This is a genomic window from Nocardia sp. NPDC056100, assembly GCF_042266325.1.
Lineage (GTDB): Bacteria > Actinomycetota > Actinomycetes > Mycobacteriales > Mycobacteriaceae > Nocardia.
This window is the reverse complement of sequence record NZ_JBHJVY010000003.1, coordinates 1,849,800-1,868,353: the sequence shown is the minus strand read 5'-3', so window position 1 is coordinate 1,868,353 and position 18,554 is coordinate 1,849,800. Positions and strand designations below refer to the sequence as shown.

Below are 18,554 nucleotides of genomic sequence, written 5' to 3'. Positions count from 1 at the left end.
CCGATACGCTCGGATTCGTGCAGGTAACAGGAACTTTCAGCGTCAAGTCATTCGTACCCACCGAGGTCGTCCCGGACCCGGCCGTCGCCACCGCCGTGCCCGTGGGCGTCGTCCAGATGGAGAAGCAGTTCGAGGGTGAGGTGGCGGGCCGCGCGGCGACCCTGTTCACCTCGGCCTTCGATCAGGCCGCCGGAGTCGGGACCTACGTGGCCATGGAATCGTTCGAGGGCGCGCTGGCGGGCCGGGCGGGCGCGTTCAATTTCGCGCATTCGGCGACCACCTCGGGCACCGATCGCAGCAATGAGTACTTCATCATCGTGCCGGGCAGCGGCACCGGCGAGCTGGCGGGCATCACCGGCACGGGCAGTATCACCGTCGACGCGGACGGCACCCATCACATCAGCTTCGAGTACGAACTCCCCTGATCGCGGCGGGTCAGGACTCCGGTTCGACGAAGGCGGCGAGCACGCTCTGCCCGATCTGCCGTTGAATCGGATCCGCCTCCGGGCCGAACATCTGCGCGTCGACCTCGACGGCCACCTGTTCGGCTCGGCGCAGTACGCGGGTGCCCTCCGCGGTGAGTTCGATGATCGAGGCGGATCCGGCGCGCGCGGTGCGATCGTGCACCAGGCCGTATGCCACCAGGGTTTTCACGCCGGTGTGCACGCTCTGCACGCTGACGCCGGACATGCGGGCGAGGTCGCTGAAGGACGCTCCGGGCCGCGCGGAGATATGCGCGAGCAGTCCGAATCTGGCGACGGTGAGGCCCAGCGGGGTGAGCGCGGTGTTGAGTTCGGTCTCGACGCGTTTGGCCAGGGTGAGCAGGACGATGCCCGCGCTGGTTATTCGCGGGCGGGGGCGGCCGTTCTCGGTGGTCACGGCTCCAGTCTCGCGTATGGACCGGTAATGGCCCGGGAGCCGTGCACTTTTCGCCGACCTTCAGTATGGTTGAAGGTGAGCCGGAAGCGGGCTATCCTTCGTGACCATGAGCGGATCTACTACAGATCGTAGTAATTCTATGGGCATGCCCCGGGTCTCCCGGCGCGGACTTTTCGGATCAGCCCTGGTGGCGGCGGGTGCGGCCACCGCGGGCGCGGTAGCCGGACGCATTACCGCACCTGCCGAAAACGATTCCCGCACAGTGGCTTTCCACGGCGTGCGACAGGCGGGCATCGCGACCACGGCACAATCGCACGCGCTGTTCCTGTCCTGCGATCTCGCGAGCCGGGATCGCGGGGTGCTGCGGGATCTGCTCGCCGCCTGGACCGAGACCGCGGCCGCGCTGACGGCGGGCGCCCGGGTGCCCGATAAGCCGGACAGCGCACCGGGATTCAGCGATCACACCGATTTCGCCACCGGGCTCGATCCGGCCCGGCTCACCATCACCTTCGGACTTGGTCCGGCGCTCTTCGAGGACTGGTCGGGGCTGGCGGATCGGCGGCCCCGGCATCTGGCGACCCTGCCGGAATTCGCGGGAGATCAATTGCGCCCCAGCTGGACCGGCGGCGACATCATGGCGCAGATCTGCGCCGATGATCCGCAGATTGTCAGCCACGCCTTTCGCGCGCTGCGCGCCCGCATGCCCGGTCTCGGCAATCTGCGCTGGACCCAGCACGGTTTCCTGAGTCGGCCCGCGGGCGGCGGCACCCCACGAAATATGTTCGGGCACAAGGACGGTACCGCGAACCCGGTGGCCGGTACCGCCGAATTCGACGCGGCCGTCTGGGCGAACGCGCCCGAGGAACCCGAATGGTTCCGGGGCGGAACGTATCTGGTGTTCCGCAAGATCCGCATGAGCACCGCCGAATGGGACATGCTGTCGCGTCCGGAGCAGGATCGGATCATCGGGCGGCGGCGCGATGACGGATCGCCATTGACCGGCGGTGCCGAATTCGATCCGGTGGATCTGAACGCCCGCGCGGCGAACGGGGAGCCGATCATTCCGGCGGACGCGCATGTGCGGCTGGTGCACGGTATCCCCATGCTGCGGCGCGGCTACAGCTACGACTACGGCACGCTGGTGGCCACCAGTGCGACCACCGCCGCACCGGCCCCGGAAGCCGTTCCCGCACACGATCATCCCGAGGGCACCGCCCCGAATCACACGCACGGCGGGCATGCCCAGCTCGATGCCGGACTGCTGTTCGCGGCGTATATGAACAATCCGCCGGAGCAGTTCATCCGGGCGCAGCGCCTGCTGGCGGCGAGCGATCGGCTCAATACCGTGGTGCAGCACACCGGTAGCGCGATATTCGCCATGCCGCCCGGAATCGCGTCCGGCGAATCGATCGGAGCCGGGCTGCGACTGTGACCGCCCGGCACCCGGACGCCTCCGGCTGTTTCCGGTGCCGCTACCCGATTTCGGCGTTTCCGGATGCGGCGCGTGAAACAATCCGCTGCAGGTCGATCCGGACGGAAGGGACATCATGGACCTTGCGGGCATGACAGTCGTCGATGCGCATATCCACCAGTGGGATCCGCTGACCACACCGCGCGAATTCAGCGGGCTCGCCAAACTGTTCCACTACGTGCCCGTTCCCATCGATTGGGCCAAACGACTGGCTCCCAAGCGGGATCGCGAATTCGTCGGCGACCCGGAACCGTTCGTCCATCCGTATCTACCCGCCGACTACCGCACCAATGCCGGGGATGTTCCGGTCGAGGGCATCGTGCACATCGAGGTGGAGTGGAGCGGTAAGGGTCCGCTCGCGCCCGTCGGGGAGACACGCTGGGTGGCGAGTCTGCCGTTCGGGGTGGACACGCCCGCGCTCGGGGCGATCATCGGCGCGGGCGATCCGGCCGCACCGGGATTCGCGGAGCTGCTGGACGCGCATCTCGCGGCGTCACCGCTGTTCCGTGGCATCCGCACCCGGGTGGAGTATCACCCGGATCCGAAGGTGCGCGCGCACAACAAAGCTCCGGGCGCGCTCACCGCGCCCGCGTTCCTCGATGGCTTCGGCGCGCTCGCCGAACGCGGGCTCGGCTTCGAGGCGTGGGTGTTCTCGAACCAGCTGCCCGAGGTCACCGCGCTGGCCGGGCACTATCCGGACGCCACCATCGTGCTGAACCATTTGGGCACGCCCGCGGGCATTTTCGGCCCCGTCGGCAAGGAGACCGGGCACAATCCGGGCCAGCGGCGGGAGTTGTTCGTGCGCTGGCGCGATGATCTCAGCGCACTGGCCACGCACCCGAATGTGGTGGCCAAGGTGAGCGGGCTGATGATGCCGATCCTCGGGCATCCGGTGCCACCGCGCGGTAATCCGACACCGGTACCGGTACTGCTGGAGCGCATTTCACCGCTGCTCGAGCACGCCCTCGACGTCTTCGGCGCGGATCGGCTCATCTGGGGCTCGAATTTCCCGGTGGACAAACCGATTACGAGCATCGGCAATGCGGCCGAGGCGGTGGCGACCGCGCTCACCGCGCACGGGGCGGATGAGAAGGCGCTGGAACAGGTGTTCCGCGGCAATGCCCAGCGGGTCTATCGCATCGACAACCTCTGACCGGGTCGGCGAGGTCCGGCGGTCGCGCGGCGGGTGCGATTCAGTCGGGCACGGCCAGGTACTGCGTGCCCAATAGTCGCGCCGTGCGGCTGACGTGTTCGACGATGCGGTCGGTGTCGGATTCGATGGCCCCGGTGCGCCAGGCGGTGAGCAGTTCCACGAAACCGCCTATGCCCATGAGGGTTCCCATGCGCAGATCGGCTTCGTCGAAACCGGGCCGCAGATAGGGCCGCCCGGTGGCGATGAGCAGGTCGGTCGCCTCGGTGAGCATGGCCTTGCGCCGCTCCTCGAGCACGCGCGATCCGGCGTGATCACCGAAGAGAATGCGGGCCGGACTGTCCAATTGCAGGGCGACGGCGCGGGCGATCGCACGGTGCAGGATCTCCAACGGTGGCAGGTGCAGGTGCTCCGCGACCACGCCGGACAATTCGCCGAAGACCTCCAGGCAGACCTCGTCCCAGACCGCGGCCAGTAGCTCGTCGCGATCGGCGAAGTGCTCGTAGAAGTAGCGGTCGTTGAGCGCGGCGCGGGTGCACACCCCGCGCATAGTGACTGCGGCCCAGCCGTTTTCGAGCCAGATCGCGAGCGCCTCGGCGATCAGCCGGGCACGGCGTTCGGTCCGGCGTTCCTCCTGGGTTCGCCCACCCCAGGTCCGGGCGGGTGCGCGCACGTTCATCATTGACATTTTGCCCTATCGCGCGCCTAATTGGGGGCAGGCGCGGCCAATGGTGGCAGATGCCACCAGTTGCCGCACCGGACACCTCGGATCCGGGAGTTCCCATGCGACTCAACCCCTTCGGCGGTTCCCGCCGCACCCAGCAGGCGGACGCGGTGGTGACCGGCGCGGGCAGCGGTATCGGCCGCGCCTTCGCGGTCGAACTCGGCCGCCGCGGCGGGCGGGTGATCTGCTCCGATATCGATGCCGAACGAGCCCGCGCGACAGTCGAATTGGTGAGCGCCACCGGCGGCAAGGCATTCGACGCGGTATGCGATGTGAGCAGGATCGACCAGGTGGAGGCGCTCGCCGCCACCGCCGAGCAGTGGTTCGGCAAGACCCCCGACGTGGTGGTCAACAATGCCGGAATCGGCCGCGGCGGCGAGGTCATCGGTGATGCGCCCCTGGACGAATGGCATCAGGTGCTCGATATCAACCTGTGGGGCGTCATCCACGGCTGCCACGTCTTCGCGCCCCGCCTGCGCGCCGCCGGAACCGGTGCGATCGTGAATGTGGCCTCCGCCGCGGCGTTCGGCGTCGCACCGCGCATGGCCGCCTACAACGTGAGCAAGGCGGGCGTGCTGGCGCTCTCGGAAACCCTCGCCGCGGAACTCTCCGGCACCGGCGTCAGCGTCACCGCGCTCTGCCCGACGGCGGTGAAAACCAATATCCTCCAGGACGTTTCGATCGGCGACGAGAACATCTCGGAATGGGGCGACCGGCTGCTGCGCTGGACCGGCCGCCCGCCCGCCTCGATCGCGCGCACCACCCTGGACGCCGTTGACCGCGGTCAGCTCTATGTCGTCCCGCAAATCGAAGCCAAATTGATCTGGCAGTCCAAACGACTACTGCCGGAGCCCTACACCCGCGCCGCCGGTCTGCTGGAGCGGCTGGTGCGGTAGCACGACGGCCATTCACGAGAAGGAGTGAACAATGGCGTTCGCGTATTCCGACATGCTCACGGTCATCAAGGACCGGCAGTGGGCGCTGGTCGATATCGACTGGGACGCACCGGGAGCCGACCTCATCACCGAGGAACAGCGGCCCGCGCTCACCGCGTTCATGGCCGATCTCGTGTGGATAGAACATGTGGGCGCGCGCGGTTTCGCGGCGCTCACCAAACGCGCGCCGGAGGGGCCGCTCAAGGAGATCTACCGGTACTTCCACGCCGAGGAGCAGAAGCACGCCAATGCCGAACTGGCGCTCATGCGGCGCTGGGGCATGCTCGAGGGCGATCAGATGCCGTTGCCCAACAAGAACATTCGCATGGTCATCCAGTGGGTGGACCGGTACGGCGACGATCTGACGCTGCCGGTGCTGGGCACGGTGATTCCGTCACTGGAGTGCGCGCTCGACGGCGCGCTGGTGAAATTCCTGCTGGACGAGGTGCGGGATCCGCTGTGCCACGAGGTTTTCCGGCATATCAACAGCGATGAGTCCCGGCATCTGGCGGTCGGATTCCAGGTGCTCGAACAGCTCGGGGCCGGGCCGATGCGGCGCATCGCCATCGAGACGGCGGGTTTCGCACTGCGGCCGACACTGCTCATGGGAGCACTGCTGTACACACCGCTGCTGTCCCGCATGTCCACCAACATCATGGCAATGGGCCTGGATGAAGAGAAGCTCTGGAACGCGGTGCGGCGGTATGAGAAAGCGGGTGATCGCGCGCCCAGCATCAAGCGCGTACCGCTCTTCCACGTGGTGCGGATGCACGGGAAGGCCACCATCAACCGGTGGCAACCGATCCAGGGCATCAATGATGTGCTGAACAAGGCCATCGACTATTTCCCGGTGCGGGTGCTCGGCAAGCCGCCGACCTGGTCGCAGGGGCTGACCTACGATCCGGTGGCGAAATGAACGCCACTGCCAGGCAGGGTGATTCGGGCAGGGTTCGCGCCGCCGGACCGCGCGGCGCGGACAGCTACACCGGACCGCAGGTGCACTGCGGGCGCTGGCGAGGGCAACTCGAGCTGCGGGACAGGCACGCGGCGGTGATCGGCTCCGGAACGGCGATCGCCCAGGTGCTGCCGGGTATCACCGCGCAGGCCCGACGAGTCACCGTTTTCCAGCGGGATCCGGTGTGGATACTGCCCGCACCGCCCATTCCCGGGCGCAAACTGCTGCGCCGACTACCGGATGATCTGCTCGGACTGCTGCCCAGCGACAGTGCGCGACCATTGCCCGGCGACCCCGCTTCCCAGCCATTGCCGGGCGCGGCCCAGCCACCGCACGGTATCGCCGCGACCCTGTTGCGGCTGGCCGCCACCGCGAATCTGTTCGTCTCGGTGCGCGATTCCTGGGTGCGACGGCAGCTCACCCCCGATACCGCCACCGGTGTCCGCCTGCACGGCGGGTACTACCGGGCGCTGAACCAGCCCAACTGCGAGCTCGTCACCTGGCCGATCGCCCGGCTCGCCCCGCTCGGGATTCGCACCGTGGACGGTGTCGAACATCGGGTGGACTGCATCATCTACGCGGAGGACGCATTGTGAACAGCACCGTGGTCGATCACGAGATCATTATCGTCGGAGCGGGATTCGCCGGGATCGGGACGGCGATAGCGTTGCGCAAGGCGGGCTTCGACGATTTCCTCATGGTCGACGACGCCGACGGGGCGGGCGGCACCTGGCACTGGAACACCTATCCCGGTATCGGCGTGGACATTCCGTCATTCAGCTACCAGTACTCGTTCGAACAGCAGCGCACCTGGTCCCGGGTGTACGCACCCGGACGGGAATTGAAGGCGTACGCCGAGCACTGCGTGAACAAGTACGGGTTGCGGCCGCGAATTCGCTTCTCCACCAGTATCGTCCGCGCGGATTTCGATGACGCGCTGCACCTGTGGCGATTGCGCACCGGCGACGGCGAGGAACTCACCGCGCGCTATGTGATCGGCGCGACCGGGGTGCTCACCCGGCCCAAACTGCCCGAAATCGCTGGGGTGGAACGGTTCACCGGCGTCACCATGCACACCTCGCGCTGGGATCATGATCAGGATCTGCGCGGTAAGCGGGTCGGCGTCATCGGCACCGGGGCCTCGGCGGTACAGGTGATTCCGGAGATCGCGCCCGAGGTCGCGGAACTCGTCGTCTTCCAGCGCACCCCGATCTGGTGCCTGCCGCGACCCGATACCGCACTGCCCCCGGTGGTGCACCGGCTGCTCGGACTGCCCGGTGGAAAACTGGTGACGCGCTGGCTCTCCCAGGCATTCGTGGAGCTCACCTTCCCGCTGGCGGCGCACTATTACGGGGTGCTGCCCATGTCCAAGCTGGGCGAGCGGACCGGGCTGGCGCATCTGCGGGATCAGGTCGACGATCCGGAGGTGCGCGCGAAACTCACGCCCGACTACGCGCTCGGCTGTAAGCGGCCGTCCTTCTCCAATGACTATCTGAAGACGTTCAATCGCTCGAATGTGCGGCTCGACACCGAGCCCATTGCCGAGATCACCGCGACCGGCGTGCGCACCGCCGCCGGACACCATCGGGTCGATGTGCTGATCATGGCCACCGGGTTCAAGGTGATGGAATCGGGCAATATGCCCACCTTCGATCTGCACGGCAGCGGCGGCGTCCGGCTGGAGGATTGGTGGGATGAGCACCGGCTGCAAGCCTACGAGGGCGTCAGCGTGCCGGGCTTCCCGAACTTCTTCACCATCATCGGCCCGTACGGCTACAACGGTTCCTCGTATTTCGCGCTGATCGAAATGCAGACCCGGCATATCCTGCGGCTGCTCCGCAAGGCGCGCGGGAGCCATGCCACCCGGATCGAAGTCACCGAGGAGGCGAACGAACGCTTCTTCGAGGAGATGCTGAATCGCCGTGGCACACAGGTGTTCTGGCAGGACTCCTGCACCCGCGCCAACAGCTACTACTTCGACAAGAACGGCGATGTACCGCTCCGCGCCATGACCACACCCGAAGGCTTCTGGCGCGCAGGCCATTTCGACTTCGCGGACTATCGATTCACCGCGCTGGGCACACGTTCCGGCAGCACGGTCGAGGCGGCCGCGAGAACAACGGTCCGATAGCTCAGGGCTCCAGCAGGGAGTACAGCGTGCGCAGGTGCCGGTAGCCGATCTCGGCGCTGCGCTCGTCCTCCGCCGTCATGCGCAGGGCGCGGCGGAGCAGGACCGCGTCGAGATCCGCCGGGGCCGGATGGAATTCGGGTTTCGGCAGGGCGGGCAGGCGAATGTCCTCGCCGTACAGGTCGGCCGCATCGGCCGGATTGCCGTCCTGCTGCACGCTGCCGATGAGATCGTCGAGTTCGACGCCGCGCAGGGTGAGCAGATCCCGCGGCGTCTCGTCGAGGCGTTCGGCGATGACGTAGCAGATGGCCGCCACATGTTTGCACGGCCAGCCCACATCGGGGCAGGTGCAGGAGAAATCCAATTCCGGGGCGGTATTCGGAAGCAGCAGCGGGCCCAGGGATTTGGGCAGGGAGCCGGAGGCGATCTCACCGAGCATGCCGGGGGTGGCGCGCACCAGGTCGACGAGTTCGCGCAGGCGCTCATCGCGGAGCTGGCGCAGGGTCAGCACCGAGATGAACGGGCGCGGCTGACTGCCCTGCACCTCGGCGGCGACCGCACCGGGCTCCAGGTGATAGCTGATCACCTGGCCGGTGCGCGCGTACGAGCGGCCCCGGGTGAGCCGGCCGGGATCGGCGACATCCTCGATGGCCTGCAAAAACGAACGGCCCCACCAGGTGCGGGCGAAGGCCGCGCCGCGACGGCTGCGCGAGGAGACGCCGCCCTCGACGGGGCGGCGGTCGCCGAACTCACCGACATCGATATAGGTGTTCATTCGCCCACCGCCTCCGCGCCGAGCGCGAACAGCGCGCGCAATTCGTCATCGCCGAGTTCGGTGATCCACTTCTCGCCCGCGCCGACGGTCAGATCGGCGAGCTGGCGTTTGCCCTGCAACATATCGTCGACCCGCTCCTCGATGGTGTCCACGCAGACCAGCTTGCGCACCTGCACATCCCGGCGCTGGCCGATCCGGAAGGCACGGTCGGTGGCCTGGTTCTCCACCGCCGGATTCCACCAGCGGTCCAGGTGCACAACGTGATTGGCGGCGGTCAGGTTCAGGCCGGTGCCACCCGCCTTGAGCGAGAGCAGCATGAGCGGCGGGCCGTCCGGATCCTCCTGGAAGCGGGTGACCATATCGTCGCGGCGCTGTTTGCTCACCCCGCCGTGCAGGAACGGGACCTCCACACCGAACCGCTCGGACAGATAGGGGCCGACCAGATCGCCGTATTCGGCGAATTGGGTGAACAGCAGCGCCTTCTCACCGTCCGCGATGACCGATTCCAGAATGTCCTCCACCAGCGCCAATTTCCCGGAGCGGTGATGGCCGCGGCGCAGCACCGCCGAGCCGTCGCGCAAATAGTGCGCGGGGTGATTGCAGACCTGTTTGAGCCGGGTCAGCGCGGCCAGCACCGCGCCCTTGCGCTCCATTCCCTTGGCGGCCTTCAGTTTCGCGGACATATCGTCCAGCACCGCCTGATACAGCGCCGCCTGCTCCACGGTGAGGTTGGCGCGCATGGTGATCTCGATCTTATCGGGCAGATCCGAGATGACCGCCGGATCGGTCTTCACCCGGCGCAGCACGAAAGGTGAGGTGAGCGCGCGCAATCGGCTCACCGCGAGCTCATCGCGCTCCCGCTCGATCGGCACCGCGAAGCGGGCGTGGAAATCCGCGGGCTTGCCCAGCAGCTTCGGATTCACGAAATCCATGATCGAGCGCAGCTCTTCGAGCCGGTTCTCCACCGGGGTTCCGGTGAGCGCCAGCCGATGTCGCGCGGGCACCAGCCGCGCCGCGCGCGCCTGCCTGGTCCCGGCGTTCTTGATGTGCTGCGCCTCATCGAGCACCGTGCGCGCCCACGGCTGCCGCTTCAATTCCTCCACATCGCGCGCCAGCAGCGCGTACGTGGTCACCACCAGATCCGAATCCGCCACCGCCGCATCGAATTCCGCTCCGGAGCGCCGTCCCGGGCCGTGATGCACCAGCACCCGCAGGTCGGGCGCGAACCGCTCCGCCTCTCGCTGCCAGTTGCCCACCACGGACATCGGGCACACCAGCAATGTCGGACCGACGCGCGTTGATTCTCCGGAATCTGTTGTCGCCGTCGCCATTTCGCGCTCATGCACGAGCAGCGCCAGCACCTGAACGGTCTTTCCAAGGCCCATATCGTCAGCCAGGATCGCACCGCAGCCGAGGCGGCTCATGGTGGCGAGCCAGGCCAGGCCGCGCTGCTGATACGGGCGCAGCTGAGCTTTCAGCCCGATCGGGTCCGGGACCGGTTCGTCACTGCGCTCGGCATCGAAAAGCTGTGCGGCCCAACCGGTCGCGGACACCGGTTCGATCGGGACGCCGATAGCCGGATGCGCGGCGAGTTCGGCGAAGAGCGCACCCGCCGTTGTCTCGGTGGCGTCGGTGCGGCCCGCGACATAGTCCGCGGCCGCCGCCAGCATGCGGTGATCGGCCTGCACCCACTCACCGCGCAGCTGCACCAGATCCGATTTGGCCTGCACCAGGCGCGCCATCTCGGCCTGCGAGAGCGTGGTGTCGCCCAGCGCCAGTTCCCAGCGGAACGACACCAGGCCGTTCAATCCGACCGCGCTCTCCGAGGCGGGCGGACTCTGCACCCGCAACCGCAGGGTGGGCGCGGCGATCCGCCACGAGCGCGGCAGCATCAGGCGAATCCCGGTGCCCTGCAATACATTCGCCCCGTGCGCGACCAGATCCATGACCACCTCGGTGGGCAGGAACATATCCATGCTGCGGCCGTCGCCGGGCAGATCCCGCAGTCTCGGATACGCCGCCTTGGCCGCCGCCAGCTTCTCCCCCGCGAGCCGCACCAGATGCGGATCACCGGGCAGCAGCACGGGTTGCGGCGCTTCCCCCTCCTCGCGCAGGCACACCTCGAGCCGCCACAGCGCCCCCGGCTCGGCCGCGTCCTCGCCATCGGGCTCGAGCAGGCGCAGCACCAACTCCGGCTCCCCCGCCGTCAAACTCGTGCGCCAATCCTCCAGCACCGCCGCCACCCGATGCGAACCGCTCTCCAGCGGAACGGCTTTCAGCAGCGAAGTCACCAGCTCATGCGATCGCGGTTCGGGAAACTCATTGTCATCGGCGATGGTGAACCCCGGCTGCCGATCGGCGGTCGCCAGCTCCGCCCACGCCTCCGGCAGCGTCTGCCGCGCCCGGGCCGCAGCGTCCATTTCCGCACCGCGCGTATCGATTTCACCGAATCCGTCCGGCACCTTCGGCATCAGGTGCAGCCGGGTGATCGGGTCGGTGAGCTCGGCGGTGAGATTGTCCAGCAGTTCGGCCGGGCGGCCCGCGACCTGAAGGGCCGGGGGCATGGCGACGGCCAGTTCGGCCAGCCAGGCACGCTGCCGCTGGCCCCCGACCAGCCGCCAGCGCACCCACCACTCGCCGTCGTCGCGGCGCACCTCGGGCACGATCCGGCCCGCCCGCACCCAGCGGTCGATACCGCGCGCGATATGGCCGAGATAGCGCAGCTCGGCCGAGATCAACCCGTCCGGGAGGTGCTGCAACAGCACGCTCGCGGCCGCCTCGGGAGCCAGCGCATGCGCTTTGACCTGAGCCTTCTCCTGTCCGTACGCGCCGCGCACCAGCACCGTCGCCCGATGCCGGAATTTCGCGGCCCCCACGATCCGGCCCAGCGGATCGGGCAGTGCGGCGGCGTCGACGGCATCCCGATCGGGGTCGTGCCACAGCACCAAGCCCGATCCCGGCGTCCACAGTCCGTGCAGCATCCGACCATCCAACCAGTCCCCGCCGACAGATCCGTGCCGCCCTGCTCGAGACCGTGATCCGGGGCACGGAGCGGTTACCGAGGGTTCGATTCGTAATCTCGCGAATCACGACCCCTACCGGGTCTTTATTTCTGCCGCGAACCGGGACATACTGGAATAACCCCTGGTCACCGCATATGGCGGGGTCGGCTGTGCGCAATGGCTGCGATGTTTGTCATGCGCGCTTCACAGCCGGGCGGGGACGCACCCTGATAACCGCGACTCAATCCGGAGCCGTGGCACTTTCGATACCGAGGGAGGCCGTGAAGATGACGATTCTGCTCCAAGTGCTAGAGCAGTCCTTCACGCCGACAACGCCGTGGGAACGACGCAAATTCACGTTCGTGGACACGACCAAAATCGTGGACATGCGCCTGGACGGACAGGCGGGGGTGTGGCTCGATCTGTCCCGGCCGGGAGAATCCCAGCGGCTGGCGCGCACACCCGAGGCGCGCGACGCCATCACATTTCTACTCACCACCTTCGCCAAGATCGCCGAATGCGAAGAGCGCGGCGGCTCCTGGCTCATCGGCCATGACGGGATCAATGCCGAATCCATTGCCGCCATGCGGTTCCCACCCCAATTGACCGAGACCGCGGCGGACGATCTGCTCGCGCACGCCTGGTTGTAACCCGATTTCTCCGGCGCGCCGGGGTGCGAAGTCGCGTGGTTGCGCGACTGCCCCGGCGCGCTGCGGTAAATCTGGGATGTGCGGTCCATCGGGTCGGCATTTCGGATAGTGCTCGCGACGCTCGGCGCCGCGATCGTCGTGCTGAGCACCACCGGGTGCGAGGTGATCAGCCCGCCGGTCGCACCCGCGCCGGGCAGTCCCGCGCGCGCCTACCTCGAAACCATGCTGGATCGGGTGCGCACCGTGCCCGCGCGGGTGCGCCCGGGCGGTTACGACCGGAGCTGTAAATCCGGGCAGCGCTGCGTGTTCGGGCCCGCGTGGAGCGATGCGCAGGACGGTCCCGGCGGGCGCGACGGCTGCGATACCCGCAATAACGTGCTCGCCCGCCAGCTCTCGGGCGCGGCCTTCCGCCCCGGCGGCAAATCGTGCGTGGTGGTGGGCGGCACCCTGGACGATCCGTATACGGGCACGCACATCGTCTTCGACAAGGGCGATGCCAAGGCCGTGCAGATCGACCATGTCTTCCCGCTGGCCGCGGCCTGGGATCTGGGGGCCTCCGGCTGGACCCTGGAGCGCCGCATGCGCTTCGCCAATGATCTCGACCTGGAACTGCTCGCCGTTGACGGAAAAGCCAACCAGGACAAGGGCGATCGCACCCCCGCCGACTGGCTCCCGCCCGCCCGCGCCAACCACTGCTTCTACGCGGGCAAATACCTCACCGTCGCGCTGGAATACGACCTACCACTCACCAACGGCGACCAGAAGGCCCTGCGCCGTATCGCGAAGAACTGCCCCTGAACCTTGCGGTGGCGAATATCCTTGCCGCCGAGCGGTTTTCGGATGAGTCGAGAGCCGCATCCACCCCTGCGGCCGCAGCGGATGCCCCCGCGGCGGCGGACGTGACCCGTCACGATGGGCGGCCGAGCTTCGTATGCCGGATCAGCTGCCGGTGGCGACGGGGCGCTTCGGATCGTTGGACCATTGCGACCAGGAGCCGGGGTACAGGGCGGCGTCGATGCCCGCCACCGCGAGGGCGGCCACCTGGTGGGCGGCGGTGACGCCGGAACCGCAGTAGACCGCGACCGGGCCGGAGCCGAGTTCGGTGAAACGCGAACGCAATTCGCCGGCGGATTTGAAAGTACCGTCGGCGGTGAGGTTTTCGGCGGTGGGGCCGCTGACCGCGCCCGGAATATGGCCCGCGCGCGGATCGATGGGCTCGACCTCGCCGCGGTAGCGCTCACCCGCGCGGGCATCGAGCAGCAGGCCGGACCAGTCGGCCGCGGCATCGGCGTCGATGACCGGCATACCGCCCGGGGTCAAGGCCACATCGCCGGGTTCGGGAGCGGCTTCCTCGCCCGCGACCACCTTGCCGCCGGCGCGTTCCCACGCGGGCAGGCCGCCGTCGAGAATGCGGACGTCGGCGAGCCCGGCCCAGCGCAGCAGCCACCAGGCGCGCGCGGCCGCCATACCGCCGGTCGCGTCGTAGGCGATGACCGTGTCACCGGTGCGCAGACCCCAACTGCGGGCGCATTTCTGGAGGTGCGCGAGTTCGGGCATGGGGTGGCGGCCCTTGGCGGGCGAGGGCGGATCGGCGAGTTCGGTTTCCAGGTCGACGAAGACCGCGCCCGGAATATGCCCGTCCAAATAGTGCTGCGGCCCATCGGGATCACCCAGTGCCCACCGCACATCCAGCAGCCGCACCGTCGCATCCCCGTCGGCGAGCCGCTCCCGCAGCTCCTCGGCCGAAATCAGCACCGCGCTCAACCCAACTCCTCTTCGCAGAATCCACGCCGGAACCAGACGGCCCCACCTTACTGCGCGGGGCGGGGGCGCAGGAGCCAGCGGACCAGGAGTCCGGCCACCAGGGCCCAGAAGGCCGCGCCGATGCCGAGCAGGGTGACGCCGGAGGCGGCTACCAGGAAGGTGAGGGTGGAGGAGGTGCGGTGTTCGGCGGAGGTCAGGGCGGCGGTGAGGGCGGCGGCCAGGGTGGCGATGAGGGCAAGGCCCGCAACGGTTTCCAGGACACCCGCGGGGGCGGCGGCGATGAAGATCACCAGGGCGCTGGAGGCCAGGGCCAGCAGCAGATAGGTGATACCCGCGGTGGTCGCGGCGATCCAGCGGCGCTTGGGATCCGGATGGGCCGAGGGGGCGGCGGCCAGGGCCGCGCTGATGGCGGCCAGGTTGATGGCGTGACCACCCGCCACCGACCCGAGCATGGTGCCCAGACCGGTGACCGTCATGGCCGAACGCCACGGCATCCGGTAGCCGAAGGAGCTCATCACCGCGGTGCCCGGAATGTTCTGCGCGGCCATGGTGACCACGTACAGCGGGATCGCCACACCGATCAGCGCGGGAAAACTCCAGTGCAGCATGGTCAATTCGATGCGCGGGGCCATCTGCGACCACGCCAGACTGCGATGCGTGACCGCGATATCGATGCTCGCGCCGATCGCCGCCACCGCGAAGGCGGCGAGCACCGCCCAGCGCGCCGCGAACTTCTGCAGAATCAGCCAGGTCGCGATGACCGGCACCACCACGGCCGGGCTGACGGGCAGCGCCTTCACCGGTGCCAGGCACAGCGGCAGCAGCACCCCGGCGAGCATGGCCTGTGCGATCTCCACCGGAATGGCCGCGATCAGCGCACCGAGCCGCTGCCAGAATCCGGTCAGCACGATGAGCAGTCCGGCCACCGCGAACGCGCCCACCGCCGCCGCCCACCCGCCGGACACCGCCCCGGTGCTGGCGAGCAGCGCCGCGCCGGGCGTGGACCAGGCCAGTGTGATCGGCATCCGATAGCGCAGGCTGAGCACCAGAATGCCGACGGCCATGGTCACCGATACCGCGAGCAGCCCCGAAGCCGCCTGTGCCGCAGTCGCTCCCATCGCATTGAGCCCCGCCAGCACCACCGCGAACGAGCTGGTGAACCCGACCAGCGCGGTGACGATGCCCGCGCCGATGGGCTGGCCGAGCCCCGCCTCGGGTGGATCTGCGATGACGGGCGGCTCGGTGGCGGCGGTGGTGCTCATCGGCTCATGGTCCCGGTCCAGTGGACCCCGGGTCACCAGCCAATCCACCGAAACTGGACTGAAATTCAGGCTAGAGCTCCGGCGGGCCGTCACCGGCGAGGCGGTCGAGCAGGGGTGCGGTGCGCGGACCGACCAGGGAACGCATGATGAGCGCCATATTGGTGCGTTCCACACCCGGGATCTTCAATATGGCCCCGGCGATCCGGTACAGATCGTCGGCGTCCTGCGCCACCACGCGCACGGTCAGATCGGTCGGCCCGGTCATTCCGCACACCTCGGTGACCTCGGGAATCTCCGATAATTCGGCCACCACGTCATCGAGTCGATGCTGATCCACCACCACCGCGACGAAGGCTGCCAGTGGATAGCCGAGGGCGCGGGGCTGTACCCGCCGCTCGACGCTTGCCAGCACCCCGTTCGCCTCCCAGCGCGCCAGTCTGGCCTGCACGGTATTGCGGGAAAGCCCCAGTCGCGCAGCCAATTCCACGCCGGTGGCGCGCGGGTTGGCCACCAGTTCCAGCAATAGCCGGGCGTCGGTGGCGTCCAATGACCCGGTCAAAGGCTCCCTACTGGACATGCAAGGCAGTATGACACGCCGGATACCGCGTTGACCGAGCATTCTGCACAGTTTCGCCCGCAATACTTGCGCAGATAGCTCGATGGAGGATGCTGGGTGATACAGGACACACATCGTTGCTCACGGGACACAATCCCACGGCGATAACGGTGTACCCGGTGTTTCGAGGAGGCGATACCCATGCCCGACAAGAACACCTACCCGGTGCAGCTCGTCCAGCCCGACGGCCGCCGCGTATTCGATCGCGCGCACTCCGCGCTGGTCGAGGACGCCGGTCGCGACCGATTGCGCGCCATGTACCTCGATATGGTCGTGGCCCGCCGGATCGACACCGAGGCGACGGCATTGCAGCGGCAGGGCCAGCTCGGCCTGTGGCCGCCGCTGCTGGGCCAGGAGGCCGCGCAGATCGGTTCGGCGCACGCGCTGCTCCCCGACGATTACGTGTTCTGCTCCTATCGCGAGGCCGGGGTCGCGTACTGCCGCGGCGTACCGCCCGAACAGATCACCCCGCTGTGGCGCGGTATCGCGCATTCCTGCTGGGACGCCGACGAATACAGGATGACCAATCCGGCGATCGTGGTCGGCGCGCAGGGCTTGCACGCCACCGGTTACGCCTACGCCGCCCATCTGGAGGGCGCGGAGATCGCGACCATCGCCTATTTCGGCGACGGGGCCACCAGTCAGGGCGATATCGCCGAGGCGCTCGGTTTCGCGGCCTCCTGGAGTGCGCCCGTCGTGTTCTTCTGCCAGAACAATCACTGGGCCATCAGCGCGCCGGTGCGGGTGCAGAGCGCGACGCCGATCGCACAGCGCGCGGTCGGATACGGGATTCCCAGCGTGCAGGTGGACGGCAATGACGCGCTCGCCGTGCTGGCGGTGACCCGGCAGGCACTGGCCCGCGCCCGCAGCGGCGGCGGGCCGACATTCATCGAGGCCATCACCTATCGCATGGGACCGCACACCACCTCCGACGATCCCACCCGGTATCGCACCGCCGCCGAACTCGAACTGTGGCGGCAGCGCGATCCGATCGACCGGCTGCGGCGGCTGCTGGAGCGGGAGGGCCTGTGGGACAGCGATTTCGAGCAGGAGGCGGCGGTCAAATCCGATGAGATCGCCGCCCGGCTGCGCAGCGCGACCCTGGCCATGGCCGATCCGGATCCGATGGAACTCTTCGATCACGTCTACGCCACCCCGCACCGCCTGATCGAGGCCGAACGCGGCGAGTACGCCGCCTATCTGGAGGGAGTCCGGCCATGAAGACGACATTCGCGGGCGCCATCAATCTCGGACTGCGCCGGGCGCTGGAGGACGATCCGAAGGTGATCCTGATGGGTGAGGACATCGGACGCCTCGGCGGGGTGTTCCGGGTGACCGACACACTGCAGAAGGATTTCGGGAACAATCGCGTCATCGATACCCCGCTGGCCGAATCCGGCATCATCGGAACGGCTTTCGGAATGGCGCTGCGCGGGCTGCGGCCGGTGTGTGAAATTCAGTTCGACGGATTCGTGTATCCGGCGTTCGATCAAATCGTCTGCCAGGTCGCGAAGATCCACTATCGGACCAAGGGGAAAGTGGTCGCGCCCATCACCATTCGCATTCCGTTCGGCGGCGGGATCGGCGCGGTGGAGCATCATTCGGAATCGCCGGAAGCGTATTTCACGCATACCGCGGGGTTGCGTGTGGTATCGCCGAGTAATCCGGCGGACGCGTATCTCATGATGCGGCAGGCGGTCGCGCTCGACGATCCGATCATCTTCTTCGAACCGAAGCGGCGGTATTGGGATAGGGCCGAGGTGGATTTCGACCTGCTCGATCAGGGCGGCGGGCTCGCGCTGGATCGGGCGCGGGTCTGTACGCAGGGCGAAGACGCCACCGTGGTCGCCTACGGCGGCACCGTCGCCACCGCGCTGACGGCCGCCGATATCGCGGCGGCGGAAGGACATTCGCTGGAGGTGATCGATCTGCGCAGTCTGTCGCCGATCGACTTCGACACCATTGAAACGTCGGTGCGTAAAACCGGTCGGTTGATTATCGCCCATGAGGCACCGGTATTCGGCGGACTCGGGGCCGAGATCGCCGCGCGCATCACCGAAAAGTGCTTCTATCAATTGGAAGCGCCCGTCCTGCGGGTCGGCGGCTTCGACATCCCCTATCCCCCGGCTAAGCTCGAACGGCACCACCTGCCCGACCCCGACCGCATTCTCGCCGCGGTCGATCGCACGCTCGCCGCCTAACGGTCCATGCCTTCGGAGGAAGCTCGGTGGAAGAACAGCGTC

General features: G+C 67.8%; 18 protein-coding genes. 11 read left to right on the top strand and 7 right to left on the bottom strand.

The genetic code is table 11. The features are described 5' to 3' along the window. Window positions 1–17 precede the first annotated feature (17 nt). The gene (locus tag ACFC0O_RS30320; RefSeq protein ID WP_375963635.1) at window positions 18–425 is read left to right on the top strand and encodes a DUF3224 domain-containing protein; all 408 of its coding nucleotides are present in this window, start codon (window positions 18–20) and stop codon (window positions 423–425) included. Between the two features lie 10 nt (window positions 426–435). Here the strand turns inward: ACFC0O_RS30320 and ACFC0O_RS30315 are convergent, their stop codons facing one another. After that, window positions 436–879: a MarR family winged helix-turn-helix transcriptional regulator gene (locus tag ACFC0O_RS30315; protein WP_375963633.1), complete on the bottom strand. Its 444-nt coding sequence runs from the start codon at window positions 877–879 to the stop codon at window positions 436–438. Window positions 880–1,024: 145 nt separating this feature from the next. Between ACFC0O_RS30315 and ACFC0O_RS30310 the strand changes: the two genes are divergently transcribed. Then, the gene (locus ACFC0O_RS30310) at window positions 1,025–2,311 is read left to right on the top strand and encodes a Dyp-type peroxidase (protein WP_375963631.1); all 1,287 of its coding nucleotides are present in this window, start codon (window positions 1,025–1,027) and stop codon (window positions 2,309–2,311) included. Window positions 2,312–2,441: 130 nt separating this feature from the next. Then, entirely contained in the window at window positions 2,442–3,503 is a 1,062-nt protein-coding gene (locus ACFC0O_RS30305; RefSeq protein WP_375963629.1) for an amidohydrolase family protein, read from the top strand. Window positions 3,504–3,543: 40 nt separating this feature from the next. On the opposite strand, the gene ACFC0O_RS30300 is transcribed toward ACFC0O_RS30305, so the two are convergent. Then, a complete protein-coding gene (locus tag ACFC0O_RS30300; protein WP_375963961.1) occupies window positions 3,544–4,173 on the bottom strand; it encodes a TetR/AcrR family transcriptional regulator in 630 nt (209 codons plus the stop codon). A gap of 110 nt (window positions 4,174–4,283) precedes the next feature. Between ACFC0O_RS30300 and ACFC0O_RS30295 the strand changes: the two genes are divergently transcribed. From ACFC0O_RS30295 to ACFC0O_RS30280, 4 genes are read left to right on the top strand one after another with little or no spacing between them, the layout of a single operon-like run. Next, the gene (locus ACFC0O_RS30295; RefSeq protein WP_375963627.1) at window positions 4,284–5,120 is read left to right on the top strand and encodes an SDR family NAD(P)-dependent oxidoreductase; all 837 of its coding nucleotides are present in this window, start codon (window positions 4,284–4,286) and stop codon (window positions 5,118–5,120) included. A 31-nt stretch (window positions 5,121–5,151) separates the two neighbouring features. Then, window positions 5,152–6,075 carry a ferritin-like domain-containing protein gene (locus tag ACFC0O_RS30290; RefSeq protein WP_375963625.1) on the top strand — a complete coding sequence of 308 codons (924 nt, stop codon included), beginning with the start codon at window positions 5,152–5,154 and terminating at the stop codon, window positions 6,073–6,075. After that, on the top strand, window positions 6,072–6,710 hold the full coding sequence (locus ACFC0O_RS30285; RefSeq protein ID WP_375963622.1) for a hypothetical protein: 639 nt from the start codon (window positions 6,072–6,074) through the stop codon (window positions 6,708–6,710). The genes ACFC0O_RS30290 and ACFC0O_RS30285 overlap by 4 nt, the downstream gene beginning before the upstream one ends. Then, complete coding sequence (locus tag ACFC0O_RS30280) at window positions 6,704–8,245, top strand: flavin-containing monooxygenase (protein ID WP_375963958.1); 1,542 nt, start codon at window positions 6,704–6,706, stop codon at window positions 8,243–8,245. The genes ACFC0O_RS30285 and ACFC0O_RS30280 overlap by 7 nt, the downstream gene beginning before the upstream one ends. Before the next feature lies 1 nt (window position 8,246). Here ACFC0O_RS30280 and ACFC0O_RS30275 read toward each other — a convergent pair whose 3' ends face one another. After that, on the bottom strand, window positions 8,247–9,017 hold the full coding sequence (locus tag ACFC0O_RS30275) for an SWIM zinc finger family protein (protein WP_375963620.1): 771 nt from the start codon (window positions 9,015–9,017) through the stop codon (window positions 8,247–8,249). Continuing rightward, a complete protein-coding gene (locus ACFC0O_RS30270) occupies window positions 9,014–11,998 on the bottom strand; it encodes a DEAD/DEAH box helicase (RefSeq protein WP_375963617.1) in 2,985 nt (994 codons plus the stop codon). The genes ACFC0O_RS30275 and ACFC0O_RS30270 overlap by 4 nt, the downstream gene beginning before the upstream one ends. Before the next feature lie 308 nt (window positions 11,999–12,306). Between ACFC0O_RS30270 and ACFC0O_RS30265 the strand changes: the two genes are divergently transcribed. Together ACFC0O_RS30265 and ACFC0O_RS30260 are read left to right on the top strand one after the other, a co-directional pair. Further along, window positions 12,307–12,669 carry a hypothetical protein gene (locus ACFC0O_RS30265; protein WP_364646350.1) on the top strand — a complete coding sequence of 121 codons (363 nt, stop codon included), beginning with the start codon at window positions 12,307–12,309 and terminating at the stop codon, window positions 12,667–12,669. Window positions 12,670–12,756: 87 nt separating this feature from the next. Further along, the gene (locus ACFC0O_RS30260) at window positions 12,757–13,467 is read left to right on the top strand and encodes an HNH endonuclease family protein (protein ID WP_375963955.1); all 711 of its coding nucleotides are present in this window, start codon (window positions 12,757–12,759) and stop codon (window positions 13,465–13,467) included. A gap of 141 nt (window positions 13,468–13,608) precedes the next feature. Here ACFC0O_RS30260 and ACFC0O_RS30255 read toward each other — a convergent pair whose 3' ends face one another. From ACFC0O_RS30255 to ACFC0O_RS30245, 3 genes are all read right to left on the bottom strand, one after another. Continuing rightward, on the bottom strand, window positions 13,609–14,433 hold the full coding sequence (locus ACFC0O_RS30255) for a sulfurtransferase (RefSeq protein WP_375963614.1): 825 nt from the start codon (window positions 14,431–14,433) through the stop codon (window positions 13,609–13,611). Between the two features lie 47 nt (window positions 14,434–14,480). Continuing rightward, a complete protein-coding gene (locus ACFC0O_RS30250; RefSeq protein ID WP_375963611.1) occupies window positions 14,481–15,695 on the bottom strand; it encodes a benzoate/H(+) symporter BenE family transporter in 1,215 nt (404 codons plus the stop codon). A gap of 70 nt (window positions 15,696–15,765) precedes the next feature. Continuing rightward, window positions 15,766–16,272 (bottom strand): Lrp/AsnC family transcriptional regulator, encoded by a 507-nt coding sequence (locus ACFC0O_RS30245; protein ID WP_375963609.1) that lies wholly within the window; start codon window positions 16,270–16,272, stop codon window positions 15,766–15,768. 180 nt (window positions 16,273–16,452) lie between these two features. Between ACFC0O_RS30245 and pdhA the strand changes: the two genes are divergently transcribed. Continuing rightward, window positions 16,453–17,532 (top strand): pyruvate dehydrogenase (acetyl-transferring) E1 component subunit alpha, encoded by a 1,080-nt coding sequence (pdhA, locus tag ACFC0O_RS30240; RefSeq protein ID WP_375963606.1) that lies wholly within the window; start codon window positions 16,453–16,455, stop codon window positions 17,530–17,532. Beyond that, window positions 17,529–18,512, top strand: a complete 984-nt coding sequence (locus tag ACFC0O_RS30235; RefSeq protein ID WP_364646338.1) for an alpha-ketoacid dehydrogenase subunit beta — start codon at window positions 17,529–17,531, stop codon at window positions 18,510–18,512. Before pdhA ends, ACFC0O_RS30235 begins: the two co-directional genes overlap by 4 nt. Window positions 18,513–18,554 lie beyond the last annotated feature (42 nt).